This is a genomic window from Nonomuraea fastidiosa (assembly GCF_042751225.1).
In the GTDB taxonomy this organism is placed as follows: Bacteria; Actinomycetota; Actinomycetes; order Streptosporangiales; family Streptosporangiaceae; genus Nonomuraea; species Nonomuraea fastidiosa.
Map to the genome: position 1 here is coordinate 7,569,606 of NZ_CP170570.1, position 19,090 is coordinate 7,588,695.

Annotated in this window: 17 protein-coding genes; 3 read left to right on the forward strand and 14 right to left on the reverse strand. The window is 71.8% G+C overall.

All coding sequences use genetic code 11. The annotated features are described in order from the left end of the window. Window positions 1-74: 74 nt before the first annotated feature. From ACFMQL_RS34760 to ACFMQL_RS34780, 5 genes are all read right to left on the reverse strand, one after another. A complete protein-coding gene (locus tag ACFMQL_RS34760; protein WP_364051007.1) occupies window positions 75-251 on the reverse strand; it encodes a hypothetical protein in 177 nt (58 codons plus the stop codon). 239 nt (window positions 252-490) lie between these two features. Next, window positions 491-667 carry a thiomuracin/GE37468 family thiazolyl RiPP peptide gene (locus ACFMQL_RS34765; protein ID WP_364051004.1) on the reverse strand — a complete coding sequence of 59 codons (177 nt, stop codon included), beginning with the start codon at window positions 665-667 and terminating at the stop codon, window positions 491-493. Window positions 668-709: 42 nt separating this feature from the next. Continuing rightward, window positions 710-2,287: a SagB family peptide dehydrogenase gene (locus ACFMQL_RS34770; protein WP_364051001.1), complete on the reverse strand. Its 1,578-nt coding sequence runs from the start codon at window positions 2,285-2,287 to the stop codon at window positions 710-712. A 32-nt stretch (window positions 2,288-2,319) separates the two neighbouring features. After that, the gene (locus tag ACFMQL_RS34775) at window positions 2,320-4,281 is read right to left on the reverse strand and encodes a TOMM precursor leader peptide-binding protein (RefSeq protein ID WP_378789021.1); all 1,962 of its coding nucleotides are present in this window, start codon (window positions 4,279-4,281) and stop codon (window positions 2,320-2,322) included. After that, on the reverse strand, window positions 4,274-6,343 hold the full coding sequence (locus ACFMQL_RS34780) for a hypothetical protein (RefSeq protein WP_378789022.1): 2,070 nt from the start codon (window positions 6,341-6,343) through the stop codon (window positions 4,274-4,276). The genes ACFMQL_RS34775 and ACFMQL_RS34780 overlap by 8 nt, the downstream gene beginning before the upstream one ends. 486 nt (window positions 6,344-6,829) lie before the next feature. Between ACFMQL_RS34780 and ACFMQL_RS34785 the strand changes: the two genes are divergently transcribed. Further along, the gene (locus ACFMQL_RS34785; protein WP_378789024.1) at window positions 6,830-9,949 is read left to right on the forward strand and encodes a Tn3 family transposase; all 3,120 of its coding nucleotides are present in this window, start codon (window positions 6,830-6,832) and stop codon (window positions 9,947-9,949) included. Between the two features lie 25 nt (window positions 9,950-9,974). Here the strand turns inward: ACFMQL_RS34785 and ACFMQL_RS34790 are convergent, their stop codons facing one another. From ACFMQL_RS34790 to ACFMQL_RS34805, 4 genes are all read right to left on the reverse strand, one after another. Next, entirely contained in the window at window positions 9,975-11,258 is a 1,284-nt protein-coding gene (locus ACFMQL_RS34790) for a PP2C family protein-serine/threonine phosphatase (protein WP_378789026.1), read from the reverse strand. 88 nt (window positions 11,259-11,346) lie between these two features. Further along, window positions 11,347-12,369 carry an acyl-CoA desaturase gene (locus tag ACFMQL_RS34795; protein ID WP_378789027.1) on the reverse strand — a complete coding sequence of 341 codons (1,023 nt, stop codon included), beginning with the start codon at window positions 12,367-12,369 and terminating at the stop codon, window positions 11,347-11,349. A 5-nt stretch (window positions 12,370-12,374) separates the two neighbouring features. Beyond that, entirely contained in the window at window positions 12,375-12,698 is a 324-nt protein-coding gene (locus tag ACFMQL_RS34800; RefSeq protein ID WP_378789028.1) for an STAS domain-containing protein, read from the reverse strand. 119 nt (window positions 12,699-12,817) lie between these two features. Further along, on the reverse strand, window positions 12,818-13,588 hold the full coding sequence (locus ACFMQL_RS34805; RefSeq protein ID WP_378789030.1) for a DUF5994 family protein: 771 nt from the start codon (window positions 13,586-13,588) through the stop codon (window positions 12,818-12,820). Window positions 13,589-13,634: 46 nt separating this feature from the next. Here ACFMQL_RS34805 and ACFMQL_RS34810 point away from each other — a divergent pair, with 46 nt between their 5' ends. Both ACFMQL_RS34810 and ACFMQL_RS34815 read left to right on the forward strand, forming a co-directional pair. After that, on the forward strand, window positions 13,635-14,561 hold the full coding sequence (locus ACFMQL_RS34810) for a tyrosine-type recombinase/integrase (protein ID WP_378789032.1): 927 nt from the start codon (window positions 13,635-13,637) through the stop codon (window positions 14,559-14,561). A 169-nt stretch (window positions 14,562-14,730) separates the two neighbouring features. After that, the gene (locus ACFMQL_RS34815; RefSeq protein ID WP_378789034.1) at window positions 14,731-14,991 is read left to right on the forward strand and encodes a hypothetical protein; all 261 of its coding nucleotides are present in this window, start codon (window positions 14,731-14,733) and stop codon (window positions 14,989-14,991) included. A 66-nt stretch (window positions 14,992-15,057) separates the two neighbouring features. Here the strand turns inward: ACFMQL_RS34815 and ACFMQL_RS34820 are convergent, their stop codons facing one another. The 5 genes from ACFMQL_RS34820 to rfbD form a co-directional block, all read right to left on the reverse strand. Then, the gene (locus tag ACFMQL_RS34820; RefSeq protein ID WP_378789036.1) at window positions 15,058-15,429 is read right to left on the reverse strand and encodes a hypothetical protein; all 372 of its coding nucleotides are present in this window, start codon (window positions 15,427-15,429) and stop codon (window positions 15,058-15,060) included. Window positions 15,430-15,470: 41 nt separating this feature from the next. After that, window positions 15,471-16,328, reverse strand: a complete 858-nt coding sequence (locus tag ACFMQL_RS34825) for an LLM class flavin-dependent oxidoreductase (RefSeq protein ID WP_364050989.1) — start codon at window positions 16,326-16,328, stop codon at window positions 15,471-15,473. Window positions 16,329-16,356: 28 nt separating this feature from the next. Continuing rightward, on the reverse strand, window positions 16,357-16,980 hold the full coding sequence (locus ACFMQL_RS34830; protein ID WP_378789038.1) for a DsbA family protein: 624 nt from the start codon (window positions 16,978-16,980) through the stop codon (window positions 16,357-16,359). Window positions 16,981-17,238: 258 nt separating this feature from the next. Beyond that, window positions 17,239-18,156, reverse strand: coding sequence for an MBL fold metallo-hydrolase (locus ACFMQL_RS34835; RefSeq protein WP_378789039.1), 918 nt, complete (start codon window positions 18,154-18,156; stop codon window positions 17,239-17,241). An 11-nt stretch (window positions 18,157-18,167) separates the two neighbouring features. Then, window positions 18,168-19,025 carry a dTDP-4-dehydrorhamnose reductase gene (gene rfbD / locus ACFMQL_RS34840; RefSeq protein ID WP_364050980.1) on the reverse strand — a complete coding sequence of 286 codons (858 nt, stop codon included), beginning with the start codon at window positions 19,023-19,025 and terminating at the stop codon, window positions 18,168-18,170. Window positions 19,026-19,090 lie beyond the last annotated feature (65 nt).

Here is a 19,090-nt window from a genome sequence, read left to right on the forward strand (position 1 = left end):
GCACTGGCGCCCTCGGCCTCGCTCATCGTCCCGGCGGCCGCTTCGGGCGGCACCGGTCGGCCGACGCCGCTATCTCAGAACTCGGGAGCCCAGCAGCTCATGGCCGTCAGGTACGACGAGCAGTAACCCGGGGAGGACGAGGCACCGGTCTCGACGGTGCCGTGACCCTCCGCCACGATGGAGTCGGCCGACACGACGTCGATCGAGTCGACCTCCAGGCCGCGCAGGTCGAGTTTGAGGTTGTCGGACATGTGCATCTCCAATCTGTGATCTTGCAAAGGATGTGCATTCAGTACGTGGTCACGCTGTCGTCGGTGCGGGCATCACCTCCTCGTCGGCGAGGCCGGTTATCGGGCGGGTCACCAGGGCCCGCCGGTCGGTGAGGCGCCCGGTTCGTCAGGGGCCGGGGGCGCCCACGGCACTGGCGCCCTCGGCCTTGCTCGTCGTCACGGTGGCCGGGTCTCGGCTCACCGGAGTGACGGGCCCGCTGCTACAGCTCGGGAGCCCAGCAGCTCGTCGCCGTCAGGTACGACGAGCAGTAACCCGTCGCGGACGAGGCACCGGTCTCGATGGTGCCGTGACCCTCCGTCACGATGGAGTCGGCCGACACGACGTCGATCGAGTCGACCTCCAGGCCGCGCAGGTCGAGTTTGAGGTTCTCGGACATGTGCATCTCCTGTTTGTGATCTTTCAGGTACGTCTGAACGGGTCACGCTGTCGTCGGTGCGGGCATCACCTCCTCGTCGACGGGGCCGGGAATCGGGCGGGTCACCAGGGGCCCGCCGGTCGGTGGGGTGCCCATGACCAGGAAGGACAGGCTCCTCAGCGGGCTGCCTGCCAGGCCGAGCACCGCGTCGGTGGTCTCGTTCGCGCCGTCGGAGTGGATGCGGGCGGCCAGGCCCAGCGCGGTGGCGGCCAGCGCGGCCCGCTGGGCGATCAGGCCCGCCTCCATCTGCTGCATGCGGTACCAGCGGTCGCCGAACGGGGGCGCGCCCGCCAGCGGGTCGCCCGCGGGGATCAGCACGGCGGCGGCCCCGCGCAGCGCCACCCGCGTGTTGGGCAGCAGACGGCCGGTGGTCACGGCGTCGATCGGGGCTTCTGCGGTCGGTACGTGCAGGGTGTGGTTCGCCGGGTCGTACCAGTAGGCGGCTCGTGGCAGGCCGTCCACCCGCAGGGACAGGACGTACAGGGCCGTTGCCGCCGGGCCTTCGTCCGTGCCTGGCAGGTCGGATGGGTAGCCGGCGCCGGCCGCTGCAAGCACCGCGCCGAGCGCGCCGCCTGGTATCGGGACCGGGCGGTAACCGGCGATCGGCGAGGCGCGGCGTGCGATGCCCGCCGTCAGGTGGGGCAGGGGTGCGGGCTCGGGGGCCGGGAGGGTGCGGGTTGTTCTCGTCGGCGGCTGCGGCCGGTCCGGGGAGGCGGCCCGCTGGGGTACGAGCGTGCAGGCCCGGTGCAGCGTCGCGGCCAGGCAGCCGGAGGGCATGGCCCGGGGAAGGGGCCTGTTCTCGCTCGCCGCCGGTTGCGCGATGAGCTGCTCGGGCGTCGGCGGCTCGGGGTCCGGGAGGGACGCTTCCGAGAGGGACGCTTCTGGGAGGGACAGCGTGAGGGCGGCCATGGTCGCTTCGCGGGTGTCGTCCAGGCCGAGCAGGCGATTCACCTCGTCGTCCGGGAACCGCAGGTGCGCCCCGCCGGTCACCCCCAGCCGCTCCCCCACGGCCAGGGCCTGCGCGATGAGCACGCCGGTCTCCTGGCAGATCAGCCGGTAGGCGAAGTCGCCGTACTTGAACATCGACCGCCAGAACACCGCCGACAGCACGATCACCACGTCGGACGGTGTGCCGCCGAGGAGACCGGTCAGCGCCGGGACGTGGTCGCCGCCCCGGACGCGTTCCAGCACGTGGTGCACCGGGTCGTAGTGGTACAGGGCGGCGGGCAGGTGCGGCTGGCGCGCGGCCACGTACGCCTCGATCGGGTAGAGCCCCCCGCCCGACGGCGCGGGACGTCCCGTGAGCAGCATCGGAGGCCGCCCCAGCAGCTCACCGCCGTCACCGAGGTAATGAGACCAGACGATCCGAGTCACGCCGAGCAGGTTCCGCAGCAGCTCGCCAAGCATGCCGAGGCCGGACGGTGAGGGCGCGGCGGTCCAGGGAAGCCGCACGCGTTCCGCGCCCGGGTAGCGCTTGTGCCGGGTCGGGGCGGAGGCCCAGTCGATGGAGAGCGGGCCTCGGTTCCGCATGGCGTCCAGGTACCGGCTCGTGGCCGCCCCGGCTGCCGTGGTCGTGTGCACGCCTGCTCTGCCTCCCTTCCTGTCATGGCCGGTCATGGGAACGGGTGCGGGTACGGGTTCAGCTCTTCCGGACGCAGGTCGCGGTCCCGGTGGCCGAGCAGCCGGGGCAGGGCCAGCAGCCGTGGCAGGTCGTGGACGCGCCGGTAGCGGTGCCCGAACGTCATGGAGACCGTCCCCGGCACGATGACCTTCGCCGCGTACATGCCGGCCGCCCGCGCCTCGGGCGAGGTGATGTCCACGGCGATCACGTCGAGGCCGGTCGCCAGGTAGCGTCCGGCCAGTTCGGCCACATCCGCGCAGAGGTCGTCGTGCCGGGGCCAGGCGGCGCGTTCCGCCACCTCCCGCAGCGAGAGCGCGGGCCCGTCAAGCGGCAGGAACGCGAGCCTGCCGAACGCGTCCGGGTGTGCGTAGGTGAGCGGATGATCCTCCAGCAGCCGCACCTGCTCGGAGTCGGCGACCAGCCGCGCCGACGTCGCGGGGTCGTAGCGTTCGAGGTGGCTGGCCAGCATGGGGCTCAGGTCCTCGAGCGCCCGGCGCAGCGCGCGTTCCGGGTCGAGGTGCGAGGCGGAGCCGCACAGCGCGTAGGGGCGATCGGGCCCGCCTACCGCGTCCACGGCCATCACCCAGAACACCGGCACCCGCTGCTCCATCAGCGCGGCGAACGCGTGCACGTCGTAGCCGAGCCGGTCCCGTACCCGCTGGGCGAGCATCGGGATCCGGCGGTCGGCCGCCGATCCGAGGTCGACGCGCGGGATGGGCATGCGGGCGTACCAGGTGGCCAGGGCCGCGTCGCGCTCGGCCACCTCGAGCAGCCCGTACAGGACGGCCTCCGCCGGGTGGCCGCCGAGGGCGCAGCCGTTGGAGCACTCGTAGGCGAAGCCGAGGTCGTCGCGCGGGCGCGGGCCGAAGAAGGCGTAGCTCTCGGGCACCAGCACGGGCGCGTCCCGGCCGAACGAGTACGCCCACACCCAGGTCGTCGGGCGTTCCGGGTCGAAGCGGGTGAACAGGAAGCCGGGCTGGTCGTACCAGCCGTCCGGGTAGAGGCCGAGCGTACGCGGGTCGAGCGCGTGGCCGGCGATGTCGGCGTACGCGGCACGCACGGTGGTGCGCCTGCCGCGCGGATGGATGCCGGCGATGCGCTCAAGCGCCTCGGCGATGGCGGTGGCCCGCGCGGAGGCGAAGTCGTCGCTGCGGCCGTAGCCGTGGTGGCTCTCGTGTTCGGTGCGGGACGGGCTGAGCCTGGCCACCGCCATCGGGCCGCCGCCGCGCTCCTGGGCCACGACCGTCTGCACGATGCCGGTCTCCGCGTCCACGAAGAGCCGTTCCAGCTCGTCTCCTCTGCCGGTGATGTCGCCGACCCGGAACGTGTTCGGGTCCGGCTTGGGGGCGGGGCGCGGGACGTACCGTCCTGCGTGCGGGCCGTCGTCCGTGCGCGTGCCGCAGTCGGGGCACAGCGGGTCGGGCAGGAACGCATGGCGGCGCACCGCGCCGGTCGGCAGGCGCACCTTCAGCAAGGCTCCTGCCGTGCGCGCCGCACCGGGGTCGTGCCGCAGCCTGCGCACCTCGTCGGCGACCAGCGCGGCGATCGTGCGCGACACCAGCGGGGTGAGCAGCGTCGTCGGCCGGGAGTCGAGGTCGGCGGCCCACTTCGCGCGCAGGGCGTCGCGGGCCAGGGCGTCCGGCCGGTTGCCCGCGCGCCGGCGCGCCACGCAGGTCGGGCAGCCGGGCCGTCCTGGACGTACGGACGGGCCTATCAGCGCCCAGCCGGCCTCGACGCGTACCGGCAGCCACGGCACGCCCCGCTCCGCCGCCCGCCTGGCCACCGCCGGGTACGGCCGCACGTCGTCGGCGTCGCTCGCCACCACGATCGCCCCGCCGGACGGTTCGGTCGCGAGGGCCTGCCTGATCGCCGCGTGCAGGCGTCCCTCGCCCAGGACGGTCACCAGGTCGGGGTCCGCGGCGGACGGGACCGTGGCGATGGCGGCCTCAGTCATCGAGCAGGACGATTCGGGCGACGAACGGCAGCCGCCTGGACACCTCGGGGTCGCCGTGGAGCGGCACCGCCACCGGCACCTTGCCCAGGCGGCGCAGCGCTCCGGCCATCGTCTGGACGGCCCGCGCCGGGTCGCCGCCCGGTGGCCAGAGAGGGTGGAGCCGCCCGTACGCGTGCTGCCCGGGAGCCCTGGACTGCCAGCGGAGCAGCAGCCGTTCCAGGCCGTCGCGGATCGCGTCGGTGAGCGTGGGGGCGGCGGACACGAGCGCCTCCTGGCCGGGGACCGTCAGGGTCACGGTGGGTACGCCGAGGACGGCGGTGCTGTCGTGGATGTCCGGGGTCTCCCCTGCGAGCGTGAGCTGCCGCAGTAACGCCGCGGCCTCCGGGTCCTGCGGGGGATCGATCGGCGAGGACAGGGAGTCGTTCGAGAGGTGGTCGCGCAGAAGCCGCTCGCAGTGGGACCGCAGGCCGGCGGCCAGCGCCTCCGTCCAGCTCAGCCCGGCACCGGTTCCGACCGGTGGGTGCTGGGTGCTCGGGGCGGGGTGCGGGTCCGTGGGGGCGCCGAGGCCGGCGGCGGTTCCGCTCGGCCGGCTCGGAAGACCGAGGTCGGCGGCCCGCACGGTGCGCGGCCGGCCGTCCGGCAGCTCCACGCCCTGTTCGTTCCGGGCGGGTACGCCGTACGTGGCGAGGGCGGCGAGCAGGCAGCGCAGCCGGGCCGTCCGCTGATCGGGGCCCCAGCCGAACGCCTGCCGCGCCGGCGCCCAGCCGGGCTGCACTCCAAACGGATCGGACACGACCGCCCGGCACACCGCCAGCGGCGACTGCGCCAGCGCCTGCTCGTCGAGCAGGCCGAGCACACCCAGCCGGGGGTCGACCAGCTCGGATATGAGGGCGAGCAGCTCGTCCGCCTCGACGGCCGCCACCGCCTTCTCCGCGACGGCACTCCCGGCATCGGCAGAGGCCACATCCCGGGCGGGCACCGCGTCGTGAGCGAGCGAGCCTTGCTGGGCGGGCGGGCTTTCCTGGGCGCGTGTGGCGGCGTGGGCGGGCGCGGCTGCCTTCAGGGGTGCAAGCGCCTCCGTCAGCTCTTCGACAGACCCAAGGACCTGAGGCCGAGGGGCGGCGGTGGCGGCGCGCGGGTGGGCCAGGAACCGGTGCGTAAGCGTGTCGAGCGAGCGCAGGTCCACGCGTACAAGCTCGCGTTCCGGACCCTGGTCGAGCCCGGTCACGCGGCTGAAGCAGGCGAGGGCGAGGATCGCGGCGACCACCGTGGGCACCGGCCCGATCATCAGGTCCTCTCCGGGCGGTGCCGGGGTCGCGGCGGGCAGCCCGGCGAGCCGGAGCCAGCCCGACTCGGCCGCCGTCTCCGAAGGCCGCCCCACCTGGCTGATCCAGACCTCCGCCGGGCCGACGAGCGCCTGTCCGAGCACGATTCCGGCCGCCTCGCAGGCGCGGGCCGTCGTCACCAGCTCGCCGGGGTCCTCGCTCACCTGGAGCACGACGTCGGCGTTCGTCGGCAAGTCGCGGGAGAAGGGGAGCGTACGGAACTCTTGGGCGCTGTCACGGCGTGCGGCGTCCGCGACCCGGCGAACCCGCTCGGGGTCGGGGCTGATCACCGTGACGTGCCGCCACCCCGAACCGACGCACGCCCCGGTCAGCGCCTCCAGCAGCGGCCCCGCGCCGGTCAGCACCAGCCGGGCGTTGCGGATCCGTTCGAAGCGCTCCTCCGGCGAGTCGAGCGCGTAGCCGATGAAGGCGATCTCCTCCGCGTACGCCCGCAGCTCCGCCTCGGTCAGCCCGTGGGGCCGGGCCTGCCGGGCGTCCACCACGAACCGCTGCTCGGCGAGCTGCCCCACCAGCCGCTCGACCATGGCCTTCCGGTCGCCGGGAAGGTCGGCGGTGAGCTCGGCGAGGGTGTGGCGGCCGGTCAACGCGGGGGCCAGCCGGGTGAGCCATGCGTACGCCTGCCGCCCGCGCAGGGTGCACGCACCGTAGTCGCTGTGGACGTAGGCGCCGTCGGGGCATTCGACGAACCGTACGTCGTCCTTAAGCTGCGGTCTCATCGCCGAATCGGCTTTTGGGAGCGCTCCCATGCGATGGATATTACGAATCGAAATCCTTTATGTAAACCCCAAATCACCCCTTTTAAGTGCATCCAGTGCCGGTTATAATCGCTCATTCCCAAATTCGATTACGGAATGTCACTTACCGCAAATGGTCAGACAGACCCCGAAATCGGCCATTCACGTCCTCGTGCTCGGCGTTGTGGCGGTGGAGGAGATAGCGCCCCCGGTACCCCGCGAAACGGGTGATGATCTCCCCCGCCTCACCCGGACGCAGGGAGACCATGTCCTTCAGGGGGCCAGACCAAGTACGAGAGAAAGGGGCAGTGAGGCGCTGAGCCGCGGCCCAGAGGGCAGATGCGTCGGATGATGTGACCCTCCGGATGGGCTTGGTTGCGGTTTGGTGAACGAGATCTCTGGTGAGGGTCATCATCGCTACGGTTTCCGGGGTCTGGACGCCGGGATCGAGGCGAGGGACGGCCTGGGATGACGTGGATCGAGCGGACCGCCTATCCGCAGTTCAAGCGGCTGACGTCGGCGCGGGTGCTGCATGTGTTCTTCACGCCGTCGACGGAAGAGGTGGACTGGGCTGAAGAACGGACAGGCAGCCCGGAGTCGCGCTTCGCGCTGGTGCTGGCGTTGAAGTGCTTCCAGAAGATGGCGCGCTTTCCGTCCCCGGACGAGATCCCCGACGTGGTGATCGACCACGTCCGGCGCTGCTTGGAGCTGCCCGAGGACGTCTGGCCGGATCATGGCGCCTCCCGCAGCGCGAAGGCGCATCGCAAGCTGGTGCGCCAACGTCAAGGCGTGAAGTACGACGCGGGCCGGGCCCGGGCGATCGCCGCGGTGGCGATCCGGAAGGCGGCACAGGCCAAGAACAACCCGGCGGACCTGATCAACGTGGCGATCGAGGAGTTGCTCCGGCTCCGGCTGGAACTGCTCGGGTACACGACGCTGGAGGACCTGGCCACGAGCATCCGCGCCGAGGTGAACGCCACCATCTTCGCCACGATCCTGCGGCGGATGGGTGAGGCCGGCCGGGCCCGGATGGAGGGTCTGCTGGTTGTCGGGCCGGACGGCAAATCGACGTTCAACCGGCTCAAGAAGCCCGCCCAGCGGGCCACCTGGTCGCGGTTCCGTGATCAGGTGAAATGGCTGGACCAGGTGGACGCACTCGGCGACACCGACGCCTGGCTGGAGGGCATCGCGCCGTCGAAGATCACCGACTTCGCCGGTGAGGCCGACACCCAGGACGCCGACACCTTGTCGCGCTACGATCCGGTCAAGCAGGTGGCGCTGCTAGCCTGCCTGACGCACACCGCCCGGATGCGGGCCCGCGACGACCTGGCCGAAATGCTGTGCAAGCGGATGGCCGCCCACGTCAAACGGGCCAAGACGGAGCTGGAGGAGATCCGCGCCCGCCAGCGCGCGACCAGCGAGCGGCTCATCGGCACCTACCGTCAGGTGCTGGAACGTCTCGACCCCGACAGCGAGACCTCGGCCGCCGGACACGAGGCGGTGGCGCGGGCCGTCGAGGCGGTGACCTCGTGCGCTGGTAACGCCGGGCAGGTCCAGGCGCTCAGCGAGATGCTGTCGGCGCTCGTGGTCCAGACCCACAGCGTGCAGGCGGTGCGGGCGGCGGTGGAGCAGGCCGGCGGGTTCGCCGCCCAGCTGGCCGACATCGAGGAGGTCGCCGCCTTCCACGGCGACGCGCACGAGCTGCTGGTGTACCGGTTCTTCAAAAAGGACCGGCCGGCGCTGTTCGAGCTGACCAGCAAGCTGCGGCTGAAGGCCACCTCCAGCGACGATTCCGTGCTGGCCGCGCTGGCGCACGCCCGCGAGCACTCACCCAAGCGGCGCGACTTCATCCCGCTGCCGCCACCGATGGAGGAGGAGCCGGAGTCGGGCATCGCGTTCGCCTCGGGCAACTGGCGGCGCGCGGTCACCGACCGCAGACGGCCCGGCATGGTGGCGCGGCGGCACTTCGAGGCGATGGTGTTCTGCTACGTGGCCGAGGAACTGCGCACCGGGGACGTGGCCGTGCTCGGCTCGAACGAGTACGCCGACTGGGGCGCCCACCTGCTGCCTTGGGAAGACTGCCAGCCGAAACTGGCCGCCTTCTGCGAGAAGGTCGGCCTGCCCGACACCCCTGCCGGCTTCGCCGCCCACCTCAAGGACGCCCACCTGAGCGCGGCCGCGCACCTGGACGCCGGCTACCTCGACAACGCCGACCTGGTCATCGACGACAATGGCGTGCCCACCCTCAAACGCCGCCGCGGCAAGGGCAGCGATGCCGAGGCCGAACGGCTGGCGGCCGAGATCGAACGGCGCATGCCCGAACGGTCGCTGCTGTCGATCGTCGCGCGTACTGCCCACTGGCTCACCTGGTATCGCCACTTCGGGCCGGCCTCCGGCTCCGACCCCAAGATCAAGGACAAGCTGGGGCGGTACTCGCTGGCCGTGTTCACCGGCGGCATCAACATCGGCCCGTACGAGGCGGCCAAACACATCGCCGGCGTCACCGCCCGCGAGCTGTCCATGGTGCGCAACCGGCACATCAGCCTGAAGAAGCTGAACGCCGCGATCGCCGATGTGGTCAACGCCTTCGCCGAGCTGGACGTGATCAAGGCCTGGGGGGATGGCAGCACGGTGGCCGTCGACGGCACCCAGGTGGACACCTACATCGATAATCTCCTGGCCGAGACCAGCATCCGGTACGGAGGATTCGGCGGCATCGCCTACCACTACATCTCTGACACCTACGTGGCGTTGTTCTCCCGGTTCATTCCGTGCGGGGTGTGGGAGGCGGTGCACCTGATCGAGGGGCTGCTGGCGAATGCCTCCGACATCCAGCCCTCCACGGTGCACGCCGACACCCAGGGCCAGAACTTCCCGGTCTTCGCCCTGGCCACGTTGTTCGGGTTCGACCTGATGCCGCGCATCCGCAACTTCAAGGACCTGATCTTCTTCCGCGCCTCGGAGAAGATCGCCTATCCGCATATCGACCAGCTGTTCGGCGAGAGCGGCCGCAACGTCATCGACTGGAAGCTGATCGATAAGCACTGGGTCGACCTGATGCAGGTGGCGATCTCCATCAGTGAGGGCCGGCTGAGCTCGGCCACGCTGATGCGGCGGCTGCGGTCCAACTCCCGCAAGAACCGCATCTACAAGGCCTTCCGCGAGGTCGGCCGCAGCGTCCGTACCGTCGCTCTGCTGCGGTATCTGGCCGATCCGGCGTTGCGGGCGCGCATCACCGCGGCGACGAACAAGGTCGAGTCCTACAACGGGTTCTCCAAGTGGCTCGGCTTCGGCGGGGTGCTGGCCGACAACGACCCCGAAGAGCAGGAGAAACTGATCAAGTTCAACACCCTGCTGGCCAACCTCGTCGTCTTCCACAACGCCCTGGACATCTCCGACATCGTGCGTCAACTGGTCGCCGAGGGCTGGGAGATCACCGCCGACCAGCTCGGCCAGATCGCCCCGTACCTGCGGGCCCACATCAGCCGCTTCGGCGCGTACGCCACCGACGAGCTCCGTCATCGGCCGGATCCGTTCGACCCCCTGCTCAAAGAGGTCGACTTCACCGACGTCGAGCTGGCTGCGTGATTTTCGGCGTGCCGATGGCTTTTGCTCATTGTGTTGCCTCGTGCGGCGCGGTCGGCCTGGAGCGTTCCAGGATGAGCGGCTGTTGCCGCTGGGTGCGCCATTCGGCCGTCAGTACGGTGGCGTCGTCCTGCAGCCGGCCGCGCTGGTGTGCCAGGATGGCCTGGATCAGGCGGCGCAGGGTTTCCGGGGCCGACATGCCGTCGGCCTCGCGGCGGATGATGAAGTCGATGAAGCGCTCCAGCCCGAACGGCTCCCCGTCCGGGCTCTGGGCCTCGATGATGCCGTCGGTGTAGAACAGCAGCCGGTCTGCGGGTTCGAGCTGGTAGTGCAGCAGGCCGGTGGACAGGTCCAGGCCGAGACCCATCGGGGGGTCGGGCACGCTGGTCAAGGTGGCGACCTGCCGGCCGCCTCGGATCACCAACGGCGGATGGTGACCTCGATTGACCCAGGCCAGCCGGCCGGTCCGCAGATCGAGATCGGCCAGGACGCCGGTGGCGAAGCGGCCGGTGACCTGCTCGGCGATCGCCGCGTCGATGGCCTCGCTCGTCGCGGGCAGGTTCGTGCCCTGGCGGCGGCTGGTGCGAGCGGACCCGATGGCGATGGTGGCGGTGAGCCCGGCCGCGGTGTCGTGCCCCATCGCGTCGAAGATCGACACATGCAGGGTGTCGCCGTCGATCGCGTAGTCGTAGGCATCTCCGCCCACCTCGTAGGCCGGCTCCAGCGCGGCGCTGACCACCACCCTGTCGTCGGCGAAGGCCCCAGGCGGCAGCAGGTTCCACAACACCTCGGCCGACAGCGTCATCGGCCGGGCGCGGACCAGACGGGCGTAGGAATCGCTGTAGGGGCGCTTGCTGATCAGCAGCAGCGAGACGAGCGAGGCCAGCCAGGCCAGCAACGCCGCGGCCTCAGATCCCCGCTGCACGCTCACTCCCAGGACGCCGACCCGTTCGGTGCCGCTCAGCAACGGCACCCATAGCCGCTGCGGCCCCTCGCCGGCCGGCGAGGCAGGGACGCTCTCGGGAGCGGCGGGATCCAGCACGTGCCGGGCCTCGACGATCTCCACGTCGCGGAAGGCGCGCCCGGCCATGGTGGCGTCGATCCGGATCGCCTCGAGCCGTTCGCCGTACACGTCGCGCTGCCCGGCCAAGGGCAGCAGCAGCTGCTGCTGCAGGTCAGCTACGTAGATCATCGTCTGAGAGAAGCCGGCCAGCCGTCCGTACGCGGCGACCAGGCCCGGCAGATCCTCCATCGCCGACAGCTGAGTGGCGTCCAGCAGGCCGCCCAGCATCCGCTCACCATCGCCCGTCACCTTGACGCCTTCCCCCTGGAGCCCCTCCCCTCACATTAGATCGTCTCCTCCATGCGGAACGAGCTCCTATCAAGCGTGCTGACCAGGGCTAACGTCTCCCGGGCGTGCTGGGGCGGGTGCTGGTGCGCAGTGTGTGCTTGCCGGCCACCATGCGTGGGTGGCCGAGGCCGTCGGCGGGCTGCCAGTGCACGTGGGTGGCCCAGCCCAGGCGTTCGAACAGGCGGATGAGCGCGGCGGAGGGGTCGATCTGGCGGGGGCCGCGGCCGTGCCGGGCGCAGCCGGGCTGGCTGTGGTGGCCGTTGTGCCAGCTTTCGCCGAAGGAGAGCAGGGCCAGTGGCCACAGGTCGGTGGAGCGGTCGTGGCGGCGGGTGGTGTGCGGCCGCTGGCCGATCATGTGGCACAGGGAGTTGACGCTCCAGGTGACGTGCTGCAGCAGGGCGATGCGGACCAGGCCGGCCCAGATGAACGCGGTCAGGGCGCCGTACAGGCTGCCGCTGATGGCCCAGCCCGCAGCGAACGGCAGCAGCAGGGAGATGGCGCACCAGGCGGGGAAGGCGCGCGAGATGCGCAGCATGGCCGGATCGTTGCGGAGCAGGTCGGGGGCATACCGTGTGGCCGAGGTGGGTTCGGCGGAGAACAGCCAGCCTAGGTGGGCGTGGGCCAGGCCGCGCAGTTGCCCGCCGAGGCCGGTGCCGTAGCGGTAGGGGGAGTGCGGGTCGCCCGGTTGGTCGGTGAAGGCGTGGTGGCGGCGGTGGACGGCCACCCAGTCGATGAGGTTGCCCTGAAAGCTCATCGACCCGGCCACGGCCAGGATGACGCGCAGCCACGGGCGGGCGGTGAAGGAGCGGTGGGTCAGCAGCCGGTGGAAGCCGACCGTCACGCCCAGCCCGGTCACCATGTAGAAGACGGCGGCCAGCAGCAGGTCGGTGAGGGTGATTCCGTTTCCCCATGCCAGCCAGATGCCGGCGCCCAGCGCGAGGAACGGCGCGATGACGATCGCCGCGGTCAGCGTCACCGCGACGATGCCGGCCCGCGCGGGCGCAGCGGGCCGGGGGAACGGCGCATGGCCGTCATAGCCCGCCTCGGCGGCGGTGCGGGTGGCGGTCGGCATGCCGGTCATGCCATGACCGGGAAGCGGCGGTCCAGCCCGGTGATGCGCAGCAGCCGGGCCACGCGCGGGGGAACGCCGGTCAGGGCCAGCGTGATGCCTCGTCTCCGGGCACGGCCTTGCACGCCGACGAGCACGCCCAGCCCGCCTGCCCCGCAGAAGGTGACCTGGGACAGATCCACGATGAGCAGGTCGGTGCTGTGGTCGAGGGCGTTGATCAGCCGGCGGCGCAGGCGGGCTGTGGTGAAGAGGTCGATGTCCCCTGATAGATGCACGAGGGTCGGCGCCGAGGCGCTGGCCCCGGCGAGCGGGGCGGTGTCGATGACGGTCATGGAATGTCTCCTCACGGGAGAAGCTGAAAGGTGATGAGATGCCTGCCGGCCGGAGATCGGCCCGCCGCCAGTTCGGGCGGTGCCTGGACCGCTCGATCCGGCCGGCAGGCGGCACGGGGTCATTCCGGCGTTGCCGGCCGTCCGATGGATGGCTGCGCTGCCTGCCCGATGACCGACCCGCCCTCGTCCTCCCAGCGGGCCGAGCCGTCGGCCGTGGCACGCGGGACCGGGCGGGCGGGCAGATGCGCGAGGGTGAGGATGGCGTCGATGCTCATGCCGGCGATGTCCTGGGCGGTGAGCTTGAGCGTGGCCTCGGCGGCGCCGGCGGCGGTGCCCGACGGGATGATCAGCAGGACGACTGGCTCGCCGGTGGCGAAGCTGAGAGTGATCACGCGCGGGTCGGTGTGGCGGAACCAGCCGATGCGGACCTGACGCCCACGCGCGGGGATGCGGCGCGGGACGTTCTGCCACACATCGCCGTGCAGGCCGATGCGGAGCGTGGCCCGATCCAGCAGCCGGTCCACAGCGGCGATGAGGCCGGGCAGCTCGGCGGCCGCGTCACGGGAGCAGGGCCACCAGGCCCCGTCCACCACAGCCAGCCGGTTCGGCACCGGGTTGAGGCTGAGCCGTAGCGCGGAATCGACCCGGGGGATCGCGGGCGAGGCGGAGCTGAGCGGTGCGGGTGGAGAAAGAAGTGTCGGCGTCATGGTCGCCTGACCTGTCCAGGCCCCCGAAGAGGCCGGTGGTGGTTCGCCGGGGGCGACGCAGACCTGAATGCCAACGCTCGAAAAGACCTCGGTACCTTCATTGTACGCCATGACTTCCGGAATTCGGCAATTCCGGAAGTAAACTGGGTGGGTGACTTCCGGAAACACGCCCTCAGAGATCACGCAACCGGCCGGAGCAGCTTCCGGAAACACGCGCCGGTCGCGGGCCGTGCCACTCTCCGCCCCCCACGCCGCCGTCCTGGCCGGCTACACCGCCGCGCTCGCGCACGCCCCGCTGGCCGATTCCACCAGGACCAAGTACGCCTCCCGGCTGCGCGGCTATCTGGCCTGGCTGGCTGACCAGGCCGACGCCGGCGCCCTGGACGGCGACCCGCTCACCGACCCCGCCGCCGCCACCGGCGCGGTGCGCGACTTTCGCCGGCATCTGAAGAACGGCCGCCGCGCTCCCAACACCATCGACACCTACCTGTCGGCCATCGACGACTTCTACGCCCGCCGCGGCCTCGGCAAGCCCCAGGCCCGCCGCGAACGCGACACCCGCCGCACCGCACCCCGCGCCCTGAACACCCGGCGCACCCGCCGCTACGTCCGCCACGTCCAGCTCACCGCATCTGCGCGCGACAAGGCCATCGCCCTGCTGCCCTACTACGCCGGCCTGCGCATCTCCGAAGTCGTCGGCCTCGACCTGGCCGACGTACGCCTCTCAGCCCGCAAGGGCGAGCTACGCATCCGCGGCAAGGGCCGAGACGGCGGCAAGATCCGCCTGCTGCCCGTCCACCCCGACCTGCGCCAGGCCCTGACCGACTGGCTGCAGGCCCGCGCCGATTGGAAGGGGGCCGACACCCACGCCGCGCTGTTCCTCAACCACCGCGGCGGCCGCCTGAGCGACCGCGCCGCCCGTGACATCATCACCGGCCTCGGCGACGCCGTCGGCCTGGGTGACGACCCCACCGAACCCTTCAGCCCGCACGTCCTGCGCCACACCTTCGCCACCCAGCTCATCCGCGACGGCAAAGACCCCATCCTGGTCGCCGAACTCCTCGGTCACGGCTCGCTGGACACCACCCGCCGCTACGCCCTGCCCACCGAAGCCGACAAGGAAGCCGCCCTGGACGCCCTCATCACCGACCACTGACCAGGGCAACAAACCGGTTCGGACCGGGTGCCGCGATTGTCACTCCGTATCCCAGCCCGGCTGGAGGGCACCGCGTCCGCGCCACGGTAGGCGAATGCGGAGGGCAACTGCCTACACCGTTCGACCCTGGGCAGGGGCCCCTTGCGGATGCTGTCGAAAGGAGCCGGCCGTGCCTGAGAATGTCGCACTGATCATTCGATTCCACCTGATGAGCGGCGAAGACGTCTCCGTGATCAGCGGGGACTTCGACGGAGAGCCGGAGGCGGTGACGGCGATCGCTCGTGCTGTGGACGAGCGGCGCAGCCTGGTGTTGATGCGAGCAAGATATGATCGCGAAGCCGACGTGAACGGCATAGTCATCAACCTCGCCAACGTGGTGTCGGCGCGTGTGTCGAAGACAGACAGCGCCGAGGCGGGCCAGTACCTGTAGCAGCGGGGCCTCCCGGTCAAACCGCGTACGCCGAAATCGAACGGGCAACGTCACAGGTCATAGGCGTCACTGCCCCTTTCTCTCGTACTTGGTCTGCCCCTCCTTCAGGCCCGCGTCGTGCGGCAGCGGCGGCCGGCCGCCGCCCGAGAGCACCCGGAAGCCGACCAGGTGCAGGTGCACGGAATGGTGCACGTCGGCCACCAGCCGCCACACCTCCACATCCCGAGGCCGGTGCGAGCAGGCCCTGGTCCGCGCCGATCTGGACGAGGCCGAGCCGGCACTCGTCATCGGCGACGGCTTCGAGCCGGTAATGGCGCGCGTTCGAGGCGTTGAGCAGGGCAGCCGGTACCGGGCCGCGTCGGCCTCGTGCACCGGCCACGGGGCGCCGTTGACCAGGATCACGTCGCCCAGGACGCCGGCCACGTACGGTTCCCGCACGCCAGACCGGATCCGCGTGCGGCGGGTCCGGCCTGGCACGGTCAGAGGCCGACGGCGCCGGCCAGGAGGTCCACCTGGGCGGGGTCGGGGTCGTTGCCCATGAAGATCAGCTCGTCGCAGCCGACCTCCTCGAAGGCGGCGATCGCGTCGGTGATCTGTTCCGGCCTGGTGTAGGCGAGGGAGATGCCGTACTGGGCGTACTCGTCGCCGGCGAAGGCGTAGTACGGGCCGATGGCGTCCGCGACCGCCGCCTCGGCGTTCGGGCCGAGCGCGTACATCACCGATGCGATTATGCGGGGCGAGCCGGTCCGCCCGGCCTCCTTCCACGCCTGACGGAGCTGGGGCGCGAAGTCCCGCACGTCCTGCACGGTCGCGTCGCCCGCGATCCAGCCCGTGCCACGGGAGGCGATGCGGCGCAGGGTCGCCCTCGACGTGCCGCCGAAGAGCAGGGCGGGACCGCCGGGCGTGGCCGGTCGGGGGCCGACGAGGTCGTTTCCCGACATGACAGAGGCGAGCCGGTCCAGAAGCCGGTCGAGCCGGCGGCCTCTGGTGCCGTAGTCGACCTCACTGATCTGGAAGTCGTCTTCGCGGAGGCCGGGAGCGAGGCCCAGGTGCAGGCGGCCGGGGCCGGCGAGCTGGTCCAGCGTGGTGACGGCCTTGGCGAACAGGGCGTGGTTGGCGCGCAGGGGCGCGAGCAGGACGCTGGTCAGGAGCCGGATGCGCGAGGTGGCACCGGCCGCGGCGGCGAGCGTGATCAGGGGTTCGGGCGTCGTCCAGGCCAGGCGGTCGCTGACGCTGAGTGTGGAGAAGCCGCGCGCCTCGGCGCGGCGCGCCCACTCCACCAGGGCCGTGCCCTCGGTCCACGGGGCATGGCCGGGCAACCCGATACCGATGTCCATCGCGGTGAGATTCCTTTCCGTACGTCAGTCAGGCTTGATCGGGACGATGCAGGAGCCGTCGCAGGCCGGCGACGGGCTGCACGCCGGGGACGGGCGGGCGGTCGTCGATCACGAGGCTGGGCACGCTGGTGACGCCGTGCACGGCCGCGCGGCGGCGGTCGGCGCGTACGTCGTCGGCGTAGGCGTCGCCGTCCAGGACCACCCGCACCTCCCCCGCGTCCAGCCCGGCCTCTTCGCCCAGGCGCTGCAGGACCTGCGGGTCGGCGACGTTCTGCCCTTCGGTGTGGTACGCGTGCAGCAGCAGCTCCATCATCCGATCGGCTCGGCCGCGCCCGGCGGCCAGCTTGACCAGGCGGTGCGCATCGAAGGTGTTCACCGGGCGGGCCAGATGCAGGTTCAGCTCCAGCCCCTCCGCCGCGCCCAGCGACCGGATTCGCGCGATGCGGGCGGGCGCCTGCTCACCCCACCAGCCGGTCATGGCCTCCGCTGCGGTCGGTCCTGGCGTGCGGCCCTCGTCGGGCGACAGCTCGTAGGCACGCCAGACGACCTCGATGCCGTCGCGGTCAGGGTGGCCGGCCAGGGCGGACGCCAGGCGTCTCTTGCCGATATAGCACCAGGGGCACAGCACGTCGGCGTACAGCTCAAGCTTCATCAAGGTCCTCGTGGTCGCTTCACCCAGCGGGTACGGCCGCCCGACGGCCCCCGCTTCGGCTCGCCATCGTGCAATCTCAACCGCACTTGAGGTCAACCGCCGGCGCGCCTGCGAGGGCGCTCGTCGCGGAGACCTGCCGGCTCGTGCGCGACTTCCTCGTCCGTGAGCGCACCTGGCCGGGCACGTCGATCAGGTCAAGCCGTTCTGGACCCCGGGCAAGCGCGGCCCGCACTGACCGTCTTCACCGGCCCGCCCAGGTCAGGCGTGGCAGGTGAGAGGGCCGCCGTTGAAGGCGACCATCTCCTCGAAGATCTCCAGCACGTCCAGCGGGGCACCGGGGGCGGCGCCGAGGTGTTCGGCGTAGGCGCGGTGCAGGTTGGCCGTCAGCCGTTCCGGGTCGCGCAGCGCGCCGAAGCGCCCGTACCCGGACTCCTTGGCGGCCGACAGCGGCGGCAGGCCGGCGCGTACGCCCTCCGCCGCCACCTCGCGCACCCACCGCAGATACGCCTCCGCCTCGTCCAGCACCTCTGGCCCGGCCACCTGACCGTGACCGGCCACGATGACGGCGGCGTCGAGCGTGCGCAGCCACTCCAGCGCGCGCAGCGATCCGTCGATCGAGCCCATCAGGCAGAACGGCGTCACCCCCGACATCACCACGTCGCCGGTGAACAGCACGCGACGCTCCGGCACCCACACCACGGTGTCGTTCGTGGTGTGGGCGGGCACCGGCGGGTGGATGAGCTCCGCCCGCAGCCCGCCCAGGTGCAGGGTCAGCCGGTCCTGGTATGTGGCCTCGGGCAGGGCGAGGGCGAGGTCGCCCCACTCGACGCCGGGGAACAGCCCGCACAGCCCGAAGCCGGAGGCGGCCATCTCCTCCCGGCAGCGTTCGTGGGCGAGGACGAGCGAGTCCTGCGCGAAGACGAAGTTGCCGAACGTGTGGTCGCTGTGGTGGTGGGTGTTGACCACCACGCGCGGCGGGCCGCCCGCGATGCGGCTCACGCTGTCCTTCAGCCGGCGGGCGCGCGCCTCGGTCGCCGCCGTGTCGACGAGCAGCGTCCCGGTCTCGCCGACGATCAGCCCGGCGTTGTTCAGGCACCAGCCGCCGTCGGGCTGGACGTAGGCGTACACGCCGTCGGCCACTTCGTACGTCTCGGGCTCGCCGATGCCCTGCCGCATGCCGTACCTCCTCAACGTGAGCGCACCTCCTGACGGCGCAGGCGGGTGATGGCGGGCCAGGCGGCGCGCAGGGCCGCCCGCCAGTGCCGGATCGGCTCCCATCGGGTGTGCGCGAGCACGCTGCTGGCCGGCCGCCTTGCCGGGCGCGACAGGGCGGAGCTGGGCACCGGGCGCACCCGGTCCGGGTCCTCGCCCAGCAGCGTGAAGATCTCCCTGGCGAAGCCGTACCAGGTCGTGGCGCCCGCGCTGGTGCCGTGGTAGACGCCGGGCGGCAGGCCGGAGCGGGCCAGCCGGACGAGGTAGTCGGCCAGGTCGGCGTTCCAGGTGGGCTGCCCGCGCTGGTCGTCCACGACGTCGAGGTACGGCCGCTCGCGCGCCGCGCGGATCATCGCGTGCACGAAGTCGCGGCCGCCCGCCCCGTACAGCCAGGCGGTGCGCACCACGTAGTGGCCGTGCCGCAGCGCCGCTCGCTCTCCGGCGAGCTTGGTGCGGCCGTAGGCGTTCACGGGCGCGGGCCGGGCGTCCTCCGGGTACGGGCCGGCGCCGGCGCCGTCGAAGACGTAGTCGGTGGAGATCTGCAGCAGCCGCGCGCCGACCAGGTCGCACGCCTCCGCGAGCCAGCGCACCGCCGTGCCGTTGACCGCCAGCGCCTCGGCTTCGTGCTCCTCGGCGTCGTCCACCGCCGTCCATCCCGCGCAGTTGACGACGATCTCGGGGCGGTGGTCCGCGAGGGCGTCGCGGACCGCGCGGCGGTCGCGCACGTCGAGCGCGGCGCGGCCCAGCGCGTGCACGGGCTCGCCGGTCGAGGCCAGCCGGTCGAGCAGGCCGGTGGCCAGCAGCCCGCCCGCTCCGGTGATGAGCCAGCTCATGCGGGCCGCCGGTCGCGGCCGTCGCCGTACAGCGGCACCGGGCGGCGGCGCAGCAGACTCTGCGC